Raw genomic sequence first — 12,266 nt, 5'->3', positions numbered from 1 at the left:
CCTCGGTGCTCTCGGCACTGACCGGACAGTCACCGCAAGTCACTGAGATTAATGGCAATTCGCCCCAGAAACACACTCATAAATGAGCCGGCGCACAATAAAAGTGCAGATCAGGAACGTTTGGCCGGTAAGCGCTTCCAACACCCCGCCAAAGCTGGCAACATCGCGCCCTTTTTTACGCGGCAGCCGCGGAGCATCTGGTTCAAACGGCTGTTCGGTTGATAGCAGCGCGACAGTCTGCTGTATCGATGCGACAACCTGCCACATGCCACCCGTTTACTGCCCGTAGCACTGTTGGCTGCCATTCGAACGCTATGCTAGCTTGGCCGCCTCGCCAGGAAGGCCGCCAACAGCAGGAGCGAAATACTATGAGGAACGCACATGGCTGAGGCCACGCCCGCGCTTGAAATCCGCAACTTGCACAAACGCTACGGACAGCTTGAGGTGCTCAAAGGCATCTCGCTGACCGCCCGCGACGGCGACGTGATCTCGATCCTGGGTTCTTCCGGTTCCGGCAAGTCCACATTCCTTCGTTGCATCAACCTGTTGGAAAACCCGCATCAGGGCCAAATCCTGGTGGCCGGCGAAGAACTCAAGCTCAAAGCCGCGAAAAACGGCGAACTGGTCGCTGCTGACGGCAAGCAGATCAACCGCCTGCGCAGCGAGATCGGTTTTGTGTTTCAAAACTTTAATCTCTGGCCGCACATGAGCGTGCTCGACAACATCATCGAAGCCCCGCGCCGGGTGCTCGGCCAGAGCAAGGCCGAGGCCATTGAAGTCGCCGAAGCCTTGTTGGCCAAGGTCGGCATCGCTGACAAACGCCACGCCTACCCCGCGCAACTCTCCGGCGGTCAGCAACAGCGCGCGGCCATCGCTCGCACGTTGGCGATGCAGCCCAAGGTGATCCTGTTCGACGAGCCCACCTCCGCCCTTGACCCGGAAATGGTTCAGGAAGTACTTAATGTCATCCGAGCATTGGCCGAAGAAGGCCGCACCATGCTGCTGGTCACCCATGAAATGGGCTTCGCCCGTCAGGTTTCCAGCGAGGTGGTGTTCCTCCACCAGGGCCTGGTAGAAGAGCAAGGATCGCCACAGCAGGTGTTCGAAAACCCGCTTTCGGCGCGCTGCAAACAATTCATGTCCAGCAACCGCTAACGGAGCTACCCGCATGCAGAACTACAAAAAAATCTTCCTGGCTGCTGCCGTCACCCTGGCCTTCAGCGCCGGTGCCGCCGCCGAGACCTTGAAGATGGGCATCGAAGCGGCCTACCCGCCGTTCAACAACAAAGATGCCAGTGGCAATGTCGTCGGCTTCGACAAAGAAATCGGCGACGCCCTGTGCGCCAAGATGAAAGTCGAATGCACCGTGGTCACGTCTGACTGGGACGGCATCATTCCGGCCCTGAACGCCAAGAAGTTCGACTTCCTGATCTCCTCGATGTCGATCACCGACGAGCGCAAACAAGCGGTGGACTTCACCGACCCGTACTACTCCAACAAGCTGCAATTCATCGCCAAGAAAGACGTCGACTTCAAAACCGACAAGGCCTCCCTGCAAGGCAAAGTGATCGGCGCACAACGTGCGACCCTCGCTGGCACCTGGCTGGAAGACAACATGGAAGGCGTTGAAATCAAACTCTACGACACCCAGGAAAACGCCTACCTCGACCTGACCTCCGGTCGTCTGGACGGCATCCTGGCGGACAAGTACGTCAACTACGAGTGGCTGAAAAGCGACGCCGGTCGGTCCTACGAGTTCAAGGGCGATCCGGTGGAAGAAAGCGACAAGATCGGTATCGCTGTACGTAAAGGCGACCCGATCCGCGCGAAGCTGAACCTTGCCCTGAAAGAAATCGTCGAGGACGGCACTTACAAAAAGATCAATGACAAGTACTTCCCGTTCAGCATCTATTGATTCTGACCTGCCTGACCGGCGCCGTTCGCTGACGGCGCCAGTCCTTGGCATTGCCTGCCGCAATTGAAAAGAAATCCATGACTATCGATCTCTACGGATTCGGCCCAGCGCTCGCCGCTGGCGCGCTGATGACTGTGAAACTGGCACTCTCGGCTTTGTGCGTGGGGCTGGTACTCGGTCTGCTCGGCGCCTTGGCCAAGACTTCCCCGTACAAGCCGCTGCAATGGCTTGGCGGTACTTACTCGACGCTGGTTCGCGGCATCCCGGAATTGCTATGGGTGCTGTTGATCTACTTCGGCACAGTCAACCTGATGCGTGCCTTGGGCGAGTTCTTCGGCAACCCCGACCTCGAACTCAATGCCTTTGCCGCTGGTGTGATTGCGCTGGGACTGTGCTTCGGCGCCTATGCCACGGAAGTTTTTCGCGGTGCAATTTTGGCCATCCCCAAAGGTCACCGTGAAGCGGGTGTGGCGCTGGGCCTGTCGAAATTTCGCATCTTCACCAAGCTGATCATGCCGCAGATGTGGCGCATCGCCCTGCCCGGCCTGGGCAACCTGTTCATGATCCTGATGAAAGACACCGCGCTGGTGTCAGTGATCGGCCTGGAAGAGATCATGCGTCACGCGCAAATCGGCGTAACCGTGTCCAAACAGCCGTTCACCTTCTATATGGTGGCCGCGTTCATGTACCTGGGTCTGACAATTCTCGCCATGACGGGCATGTACTTTATGGAAAAACGTGCCGCTCGCGGCTTCGCGAGGAGCACCCAATGAACTGGGAAATCATCATCAAGTGGCTGCCGAAACTGGCTCAAGGCGCGACGCTGACCCTGGAGCTGGTGGCCATCGCCGTGATCGCGGGTTTGCTGCTGGCCATTCCGCTAGGCATCGCCCGCTCATCGCGACTCTGGTACGTGCGGGCATTTCCCTACGGCTACATCTTCTTTTTCCGTGGCACACCGTTGCTGGTTCAGCTGTTCCTGGTCTACTACGGCCTGGCGCAGTTCGACGCGGTCCGTAACAGCTCGATGTGGCCGTACCTGCGCGATCCGTTCTGGTGTGCCACGGCGACCATGACGCTGCACACCGCGGCCTACATCGCCGAGATCCTGCGCGGCGCGATCCAGGCGATTCCACCGGGCGAGATCGAAGCAGCGCGGGCGCTGGGCATGTCCCGGCCCAAGGCGCTGTTCTACATCATCCTGCCCCGTGCCGCCCGCATCGGCCTGCCGGCCTACAGCAACGAAGTGATCCTGATGCTCAAGGCCAGTGCCCTGGCCAGCACCGTGACCTTGCTGGAACTGACCGGCATGGCCCGCACCATCATTGCCCGGACCTACCTGCCGGTGGAGATCTTCTTCGCAGCGGGCATGTTCTATCTGCTGATGGCTTATGTGCTGGTACGCGGTTTCAAGCTGCTGGAGCGCTGGTTGCGCGTCGATGCCTGCCAAGGACGTTGATGCCTGCGTGCTGACGGGCGAGGTCTTACTCGCCCGTTTCGCGGCACTGGATGCTTTTCTGATTGAGCATCAGGCGCTGTGGAAGCCTCGGCCGTTTACTCATCTGCAGCTTCCTTGGGAAGCGTCCTACCCGCAGCTGGCCGAATGGCTACGCGGGCGGTCGCTGGAAGAGGCGGAACATAGCCACAACCAACCTTGCTTGCTGGATGCGCCGGAGCCTTTTGCCTCGCTGGCGGCGTTGTCCCTTGAACTGAGCACAGTGGGTGAATTGCCGGCTCATGCGCTTGAAGCGGCAGGCCATCGGTTGAATGTCGATGTGCCGGGGCGCAAGTGGCAGCAAATCGAAGCCTTCGCCAGTTGCTTGCAGTTTGCTGACGCGCCAAGTCATTGGCTGGACTGGTGCTCAGGCAAAGGACACTTGGGACGACGTCTGCTGCAAACCGGGCAACAACTGACCTGCCTGGAATACGACCCGGCGCTGGTTTCCAGCGGACAAGCACTCAGCCAACGTCATCAAATGCATGCGCTGCATGTCGAGCAAGACGTGCTCGCTGCGGACGCCGCTTCTTTCTTGAATGCCGATCACACGCCAGTAGCGTTGCACGCCTGCGGTGATCTGCATGTGCGGCTGATCCAGCTCGCCAGTGCGGAAGGCTGCAAACAACTGGCCATCGCGCCTTGCTGCTACAACCGAATCAGTCTGAGCGAGTATCAGCCGCTTTCCTCGTCGGCCAAGCGCTCCGACCTACAGCTGTCCCTCGAAGATCTTTCGCTACCGATGAGCGAAACCGTCACCGCCGGAGCTCGCGTCCGACGTCAGCGGGACGCCTCTATGGCCCGACGCCTCGGCTTCGACCTGTTGCAGCGGCAACTGCGCGGCATGGACGAATACCTGCCCACCCCGTCCCTGCCCAGCGCCTGGCTGGATAAATCCTTCGCCGATTACTGCCATCATTTGGCCGTGCTTAAAGAGTTATCCACAATCGACCCGCAGGATTGGTCAGCACTCGAAGCCGCTGGTTGGCAGCGATTGGCCGAAGTGCGCAATCTGGAGCTGTTGCGCGGTCTTTTCCGACGCCCGTTGGAGCTTTGGCTGGTACTCGATCGGGCACTTTTCCTGTTCGAGCAGGGTTATGCGGTTCGCCTCGGAACGTTCTGCGAAACCTCGCTCACACCGCGTAATTTCCTGATCCTGGCTGAGCGCCCTTAAAGCACCTCAGCCTGTGGATAACTCTGGGGATGAAATTATCGTGGATCCAATATATACGGCTGTTTCGGGGCTGAAACACAACTGTTCAATTTTCGTACACCTGTAAAAAAATTGGAAAAACAGGCATTTGCGATCAAATGAGAACGGCTCCACAAATTTGCCTCTAAACAGGTGCGGTACAGATCCCGTTGTGCATAAGCGTTCAGCCAAAACAACATAAACGACCTGCGAAACCTCAACTATCTTTGCCAAACGCCAGAATTGCCTGGCGTTCAAACAGCAAGGAGCTGGGAAAAACATGAGCACATTGAACAGTGCACAGGAAGCCGTCGATACCGTCGCCAACCAAGCCATTGATGCTGCACTGCAGCAAACCTTCGCGGTGGGTGGCGCCATCATCAACAACGCAACGGGCCAGGTCATCGCCGCGCTGCACAACAACGTGCTGATGCCTTTCCCCGGCAGTGGCACCACGTACTTTCTACCTCATGATCCGACCGCCCACGGCGAGCGGCAATTGGTGGACTGGTACTACGAAAACGTCGCGCCATTGAACTTGCCACCGCCCAATCAGTTGACCGTCGTCACCACCCTAGACCCATGCGCCATGTGCGCCGGTTCGCTGCTGACTGCAGGATTTAACGTCGCCGTCAGTGCGATCGATGACTATGCAGGCATCAACTACAACAGTCAGTTCACCTTTCCGTCGCTGCCACCGCAGATCCGCCAACAGGCGCAGGACACCTGGGGTTATTACGCGATTGCGGCGCCTGTCAGCCGGGCCTATCAGGGTTCGACCAGCCCGGTGTTCGGCGGCCAGACCATCGACTCGGCGGCGTACTTCCTCTGCAGCTCGATCTTCTCCGCCAGCGTCAACACTGTTCGCGAGGCCAGCAACAACAGCGGTCTGCCACCGGATCAACTGCAAAACCCGGCAAACCTTCCGGCCAACAGCAAAGTGCGCCAGGCACTGACGGCGCTCAGCCCGTTTGCGCTGACCGTGCAATCGGCGAACCCACGCGACCCCGGCGCAGAACTCGCCCCGCCACTGTTACAAACCGCACAGCACAGCCCCGTGTTCAACTCGGTGGCCCTCATCGATCCGTTCGGCAACCTGCTGGTGTGCCTGGGAGGCGTCGAGAACCAGTCGCCGATTCGTACAGCGTTCATGGAAACTACCCGCAACTACGCGGTCATGCGCTGGACCCTGATGAACGACCCCGACCCGACGGTTCGCGCCCAGGCCGAGCAATACCTGACGCATCCGAAGTACGGCACCTTCGTCTTCCTCTACGCCCCCGACCCCGCCACCCCGCAGGCCGTGATGACCTTCGGCGCGTACGGTTCGACCATGGAAGGCCCCGTGCCGCAGAGCTATCCGTCCAACCTGCAATACGTGCTGCTGCCGGGCAACACCACCGCCCAGGCGTTGTCGACACTGGCCCAGAACCTGCCGCCGTTCTACACGCAAAGCGTGCAAGTGGCGCCCGCGCAGGTGTTGAGTCAGGACCTGATCAACGCGGTAAAAAACGGCATGTAATGCTTTAAAGCAATCGCTCAGGCCGGCCCCGCAGAAGCGTCCGCGGGGCCGGCCTGACGGTTGCGCAAAAATAGTCTGAATTCAGGGGTTTACAGAACCAACGCAATCGCTATAATCGTCGCCCTAACACGCCGGTATAGCTCAGTTGGTAGAGCAACTGACTTGTAATCAGTAGGTCCCGGGTTCGACTCCTGGTGCCGGCACCACATTAGGTTCCATTGCATTCCACCGAATGCTCTGGAAGCCCCGAAAACCCGCCCTTTGGCGGGTTTTTTCGTTCCAGGACCCTCTGTCGGGATCCAACAAAATCCCCCTTCCCCGAGGGTATGTTAGGGGTACTGCGATTTCCCGGTCAGGAGCGCGTACCCCTATGCCACGTCTAGCGATCCCCCTCAGCGACCTGCAATGCCGCACGGCCAAAACCCGCGAACGCGCCTACAAACTGTTCGACGGCGGCGGCATGTACCTTTTCGTCAAACCCAATGGCGTGAAGACCTGGCGCTTGAAGTACACCAAGCCCAGCGGCAAGGAAGGTACGCTCATCATCGGCAATTACCCCATCGTTACCCTTTCCGTCGCACGACGTAAGCGAGACGAAGCCAAGGCGTTGCTGCTCGACAACCTCGACCCAATGGAAGAAAAGAAGAAGGCCAAGATCGTAGCCCAGCGGGCGGCACTGCTTTTCGAAACCGTTGCTCTGGAGTGGCACGCCGACATGTCCCGTCGCTGGACCGAAGGACACGCAAAAACCGTGATGAGCCGACTGCGTACCCACGTCTTCCCGTTGATCGGCCAACGACCCATCGCCGAACTCGATACCCATGACCTGCTAGAGATCACCCAGCGCATCAAGGAACGCGGCACCATGGATGTGGCGTTACGGGTACAGAACTACTTATCCACCATCATGCGCGGGGCCAAAAGGGCTCGGCAGATCACCATGAATCCTGCACTGGATCTGGCAGGCTCGATTCACGCGCCGCGCACAGTCCATCGCCCGGCCCTCTCCCTAAACCGCCTACCCGAACTGCTACACCGTATCGACAACTACAACGGCCGCGAGCTGACGCGCCTTGCCGTCCTGCTCACGCTGCATGTATTCGTCCGCTCCAGCGAGTTGCGCTTCGCTCGATGGAGTGAGTTCGACTTCCAACGCGCCATGTGGGAAATCCCCGATACACGCGCACCGATTGAAGGGGTACGCAACTCCACACGTGGGACCAAGATGAATGGCGACATTCAAATGGTTCCACTATCGCCGCAGGTCATCGAAATACTGGAGCGCCTGCGCAGCCTCAGTCGCTTTTCAGAGTTAGTGCTACCGGGCGACCACAAGTACTGGAAGCCCATGTCCGAGAACACGGTGAACACCATGCTCCGCAACGTCGGCTATGACACCAGCAAGGACGTGTGCGGCCACGGCTTCAGGACCATGGCATGTAGCGCCCTACTAGAGTCCGGGTTATGGACCGACGCAGCCATCGAAAGACAAATGAGCCACAAGGAACGCAACCGCGTGCGCGCCGCTTATATCCACAAGGCCGAATTCCTCGAACAGCGCAGGCTAATCATGGCGTGGTGGAGCAACTACATCGACGCCAACCGCCATGGGCATGTGACGCCCCACGAATTCGCTCACCCGGTTGGCGACAACATTACCGCCCTACAAAATAGCCGTGGCGCATCCAAACGTGGGTAAGCCAAAGAGATCACCGCAGTCCGCCCTTCCACGCGGGTCCATCCAAACAGGGCTGCAAAGCCGCCCTGTTTGGATGGACCTCACTTAAAAAATCTAAAGCCCACGCAACTGTCTGTGGAAAACCACAGATTTCCACCGGTGGATAATTTCATCCACAGCCGCAGAATTCCCGAAAATTCGAGCCTTGACCCGAATTATCCACAGGCGTAGAAAAGATCGGGCAAAGCGCTGTCGTCGACAGCAACCCCAGGTAGCCAGAACCTTTGAGGCTACGCCACACCGTGGTGGTTCTCCCAAAGTGCGATTAGCGTCCGGTAGCTCGCACGGTCACTCACCGAGTGATGGATGCCTACTTCAGATCATTGCCATTGCGGCAAATACATCCCCTACCCAGCTGCCCTGCAGCAACCTATCCGCTTGGCCATTTCACTGCGCCAACCTGCGCCCGTCTCTTTCTTCCGGAAAGAGACGGGCGCTCCTACCGCTGCTGCAGCCCAACTCGTACAAGGCTTTGCGGCATTCCCCCTCGTGACAATCGGCGTGACAAACACCGAAGTCACCGGCAACAGCGATGCAGATGATGGTGCCGCAGCCCACGGAATGGACTGCACCTGACTGACAGTCAGGCATGCCCCGGTCATCTCGTCACTGCCTTCACCCGACTCAGGATCTCCCGGCGTTGGTCTCGTCAGCCAGTGCAGCCTCCACCCGCCCACTTCTTTGGAAGTGTTCAGGAGGCCAGATCATGAAATGCCCAAGCTCCCGGTCGTAAGGAGTCGTCAGTTCCGCGTTAGTGGACAACCCTCACAGGTCGCAGGGGCCTTGATCCCTGATAACACTCAACATTCTTGGCGGGATGACGTGGGGAAAGTTTTAAAAGTTTTAGCTTCGAGAGGAGTTCGATCATGGCACTGGTGGGCAAACGAGGTGGCCGCAATTTTGGCTATGGCCGACAACTGAGCTATGCCGGGCCGCAGGCATTGCGCGATCTGTTTGACGGCGGCCATTACGGGACCGTCAAGGCGCACAGTGAGCGTTGGCAGGCTTTTGTGCGCTGGTGTCGGTCGGAGGATGGCCCGGGGTTTAACGATGCGCGGCAGATTAATCGGCAGACCTTGATGGACTACGCCGGACATCTGCGCCAACAAGTTGAACGAGGTGAGCTGGCCATCGCAACTGCGCAAAACCGGTTGTCCAGTGTGAATAGGACCATGGCTGCGCTTCGCGGTGATCAATATGTGAAAGTGCCGGGCCCGAGTAAGGCGCTGGGAATGCGGCGCACCAGTGTTCGTCATTCAGTGCCGCAAGGCCAAGACCGCGAACAGGTGAAGCGGATCGTAGAGGTGCTTTGCGAACACCAGCAGCCGCGCGCCGCGGCCATCGCTCAGTTAGCGCGAGCCACCGGCATGCGCTTACGCGAGGCGATTTTGGCCGACCTTCCGCGCCTGAAGCGCGAGTCCGAACAATACGGGAAGATCAACATCCAGGATGGCACTAAAGGTGGCCGTTCGGGTGCATCAGCTCCTCGTTGGATCGAGGTGGATGAGCATATTCACGAAGCGGTCATGTATGCCGAACAGGTCTCACCCGACGGCAGCCGCAACCTGCTTGCGCCGGACGAAAGCTATCTCGATTTCCAACAGCGAATCGTCCGCCCTGCCCGGTACATCCTCCAAATTCACAGCCTCAAAGGCTTTCACGAATTAAGAGCAGCCTATGCGTGCGAACGCTATGAGCAGATCACGCACCACCTTTCGCCAATCAACGGCGGCAATTGCTACCAGCTCGACCATCACCTCGATCAGAAGGCCCGAGTGCAAATCAGCCATGAGCTTGGACACGGCCGTATCGACGTGGTATCGGCTTATATTGGTGGTCGAGCATGAGCAAGCCATTCGATATGGAACTGTTCCTGGCGGGCATCCTGACTGGTTCGTACACAACCCGCCAACGCCACATTCATCAGGCGAAAGCTATCCAAACAGCAATCGCTGAGCGCTGGCAACGCAATAATCCATGGACTTGGCAGCAAAAGCATATCACGTGGTTTCTAAATCACCACTTGAACCAGAGCGCTGAATCGACGCGGTATTACTATCTGCTGACCGTGCACTTGCTCGTTGAGCGCTTAGGAAAATCCTGGCAGTTCGACCGTTAGGCCAAGGTCAGCAACCGGCGACGGGATGTCGCTAGGCTACTCAAATTAAAGCACTAGCGTCAGCCGCTAAGGTCGAGTGAATTTCGACCTCACCCGCCTTCCCCCGCCTCACGCTAAAGCTCTTGCATTGTTATTGCCTGCTTTGGGAGTATAAGCCTAATCTAGACTCCAACAGCGCGAAGAACTAGACGAGCTAGTAGATACCGTATTTTCGCCCCGGTCATGACTATCAATGGAGTGAACAGTGAGCCTACAAACAAACTTAAAAGGACGCTTACGCAATACTTCATTGCCCAAAAGCCATGGGTTGATGCCAGTATTCGAAGCAGTGGTTAACTCAATTCACTCCATTGAAGAGAAAGGTAATTTAGAATCTGGCGGTAGAATCACCCTCCACATTCTCCGATCCTCCCAAGAACTTCTCGAAATTGGAACCAAAACGACAAGCCCGATCACAGGATTCAGTATCTCCGACAATGGCTGCGGTTTTAATGACACTAACTTTTCATCATTCAAAACTCTTGACTCCGATCACAAAATTGAAAAAGGTTGCCGGGGTGTTGGGCGTTTAATGTGGTTAAAGGCCTTTAAGCAGGTTGAAGTCACCAGTACATTTTTCAGTGAAGTCGATTCTTACCAGAAACGCTCTTTCCAATTTGACGAAAAGTTAGGGGTACACGCCGACAGCGTGGTGACATCCGAAAGTAAAGAGACGGGCACAACCATTAACTTAAGGTACTTCGAAGAATCGTACCGGAAAGCGGTCCCCACGAAGGCTGACGCTATTGCCAACCAGTTGTTAGAGCATTGCTTATGGTATTTCGTGCGTTCAGAGGGGGCACCAGAAATCACTCTGATGGATGGGTCAGAGACATTAAATCTATACAAACTTTATGATGACCACATGCATTCAAGTGCATACCCGGAGACAATAACAATAATGGGGCAGCCCTTTGAGTTGACCCATATTAAATTTCGCGCATCAGTCAATAAGAAACACCAGATTGCCCTATGTGCTGCAAATCGCTTGGTTAAAGAAGAAAACATCCAAGGCAAGATACCAGGTCTTTACGGAAAAATCGCTGACGACTCCGGTGACTTTACATACACCTGCTATGTTTCCTCCGGCTATCTAGATCAGCATGTGAGAAGTGAGCGTACCGCCTTTGACATTGCAGAGGAGTTTGATGGCATTTTTGCTGGTACTGAAATTAGTCTGAAAATGATTCGCGAATCAGTACTTGAACGAGCCAAAGAATACTTGGATGAAGTATTATCCGTAAATATTACTGCTGGCAAGATGCGTGTAGATGACTTTATTTCCAAAAAAGCTCCGCGCTACCGCCCCATCATTTCGTATATTGATGAAGAAGAGTTGATTGTTGATCCGGAAAAATCGGACAAAGACTTAGAATTACACCTACATGCCCAGTGGTACGAGGTCGAACGCCAGCTACTCCATGAAGGCCATGACATAATGCAGCCGTCTAGAGACGAGCATCTTGAAGAATATGAAATACGTCTCCAGGCATATTTACAAAAGGCTGGAGACCTCAAAAAATCGGACCTTGCCAATTACGTATCCCATCGAAAAGTAATTATTGATTTACTCCAAAAGTCTATTGGACTTTTAAACGATGAAAAATACGCAAGGGAAGACATAATCCACGAACTAATCATGCCAATGCGCAAAGACTCTACAGAAGTCTTTTTAGACAACTGCAATCTTTGGTTAATTGATGAGCGTTTAGCTTTCCACAACTACTTGGCATCCGACAAGACCCTGAATGCCATGCCCATCACAGATAGCAACTCCACCAAAGAACCTGACATCCTCAGCCTTAGACTTTTTGACAATCCTCTGCTTGTAAATAACAGTCCATCTTTTCCGCTTGCATCCATTACTGTGATTGAAATTAAGCGCCCCATGCGTAACGACATGAAGGAGGGAGAAGATAAGGACCCCATACAACAGTCGCTCAGCTACTTGGAGCGAGTTCGAGAGGGGCAAGCAAAAACAAAGTCCGGCTTGCTGATTCCCGGATCACAGTCAATCCCAGGTTACTGTTATATCTTGTGCGACTTGACCGAAACTATGACAAAGAGGTGCAAGCAAGCAAACCTAACTATCACTGCGGATGGCATGGGCTACTTTGGATACAACGACAACTATAAATCCTACATAGAAGTTATTTCATTTAATCAGTTAGTCAGATCCGCTAGGGAGCGCAATAGCGCATTCTTCACCAAGCTGGGCCTCCCATCCAACTAAGAAAGAGATTTAG

General features: G+C 55.9%; 12 protein-coding genes and 1 tRNA gene. 12 read left to right on the top strand and 1 reads right to left on the bottom strand.

What is annotated here, in order from left to right:
* Positions 1 to 48: 48 nt before the first annotated feature.
* Positions 49 to 267, bottom strand: a complete 219-nt coding sequence (locus ACYZT7_RS02410; protein ID WP_462039802.1) for a hypothetical protein — start codon at positions 265 to 267, stop codon at positions 49 to 51.
* Positions 268 to 381: 114 nt separating this feature from the next.
* On the opposite strand from ACYZT7_RS02410, the gene ACYZT7_RS02405 reads away from it, so the two are divergent.
* The 12 genes from ACYZT7_RS02405 to ACYZT7_RS02350 all read left to right on the top strand — a co-directional run bounded on the left by ACYZT7_RS02405 (position 382) and on the right by ACYZT7_RS02350 (position 12,253).
* Positions 382 to 1,155, top strand: coding sequence for an ABC transporter ATP-binding protein (locus tag ACYZT7_RS02405; protein ID WP_007897462.1), 774 nt, complete (start codon positions 382 to 384; stop codon positions 1,153 to 1,155).
* 13 nt (positions 1,156 to 1,168) lie between these two features.
* Positions 1,169 to 1,915 carry an ABC transporter substrate-binding protein gene (locus tag ACYZT7_RS02400; RefSeq protein ID WP_462039801.1) on the top strand — a complete coding sequence of 249 codons (747 nt, stop codon included), beginning with the start codon at positions 1,169 to 1,171 and terminating at the stop codon, positions 1,913 to 1,915.
* Positions 1,916 to 1,992: 77 nt separating this feature from the next.
* Positions 1,993 to 2,688 (top strand): ABC transporter permease, encoded by a 696-nt coding sequence (locus ACYZT7_RS02395; RefSeq protein WP_282377354.1) that lies wholly within the window; start codon positions 1,993 to 1,995, stop codon positions 2,686 to 2,688.
* Positions 2,685 to 3,374 (top strand): ABC transporter permease, encoded by a 690-nt coding sequence (locus tag ACYZT7_RS02390; protein ID WP_462039800.1) that lies wholly within the window; start codon positions 2,685 to 2,687, stop codon positions 3,372 to 3,374. The genes ACYZT7_RS02395 and ACYZT7_RS02390 overlap by 4 nt, the downstream gene beginning before the upstream one ends.
* Positions 3,355 to 4,584, top strand: coding sequence for a methyltransferase (locus tag ACYZT7_RS02385; RefSeq protein WP_462039799.1), 1,230 nt, complete (start codon positions 3,355 to 3,357; stop codon positions 4,582 to 4,584). The genes ACYZT7_RS02390 and ACYZT7_RS02385 overlap by 20 nt, the downstream gene beginning before the upstream one ends.
* Positions 4,585 to 4,882: 298 nt before the next feature.
* Positions 4,883 to 6,124 carry a nucleoside deaminase gene (locus tag ACYZT7_RS02380; RefSeq protein ID WP_462039798.1) on the top strand — a complete coding sequence of 414 codons (1,242 nt, stop codon included), beginning with the start codon at positions 4,883 to 4,885 and terminating at the stop codon, positions 6,122 to 6,124.
* Between the two features lie 130 nt (positions 6,125 to 6,254).
* Positions 6,255 to 6,330 (top strand) — tRNA-Thr (locus ACYZT7_RS02375).
* Positions 6,331 to 6,494: 164 nt separating this feature from the next.
* Entirely contained in the window at positions 6,495 to 7,823 is a 1,329-nt protein-coding gene (locus tag ACYZT7_RS02370) for a tyrosine-type recombinase/integrase (RefSeq protein ID WP_057384675.1), read from the top strand.
* Between the two features lie 345 nt (positions 7,824 to 8,168).
* Positions 8,169 to 8,438, top strand: coding sequence for a hypothetical protein (locus tag ACYZT7_RS02365; protein ID WP_462039797.1), 270 nt, complete (start codon positions 8,169 to 8,171; stop codon positions 8,436 to 8,438).
* Between the two features lie 290 nt (positions 8,439 to 8,728).
* Positions 8,729 to 9,709 (top strand): integrase domain-containing protein, encoded by a 981-nt coding sequence (locus tag ACYZT7_RS02360; protein WP_462039796.1) that lies wholly within the window; start codon positions 8,729 to 8,731, stop codon positions 9,707 to 9,709.
* Complete coding sequence (locus ACYZT7_RS02355) at positions 9,706 to 9,981, top strand: hypothetical protein (protein ID WP_462039795.1); 276 nt, start codon at positions 9,706 to 9,708, stop codon at positions 9,979 to 9,981. Before ACYZT7_RS02360 ends, ACYZT7_RS02355 begins: the two co-directional genes overlap by 4 nt.
* A 244-nt stretch (positions 9,982 to 10,225) precedes the next feature.
* Positions 10,226 to 12,253 carry an ATP-binding protein gene (locus ACYZT7_RS02350; RefSeq protein WP_462039794.1) on the top strand — a complete coding sequence of 676 codons (2,028 nt, stop codon included), beginning with the start codon at positions 10,226 to 10,228 and terminating at the stop codon, positions 12,251 to 12,253.
* Positions 12,254 to 12,266 lie beyond the last annotated feature (13 nt).

This window comes from Pseudomonas sp. RT4P38 (assembly GCF_054897765.1).
The sequence above is the reverse complement of the archived record's forward strand: the minus strand, read 5'-3'. Positions and strand labels throughout refer to the sequence as shown.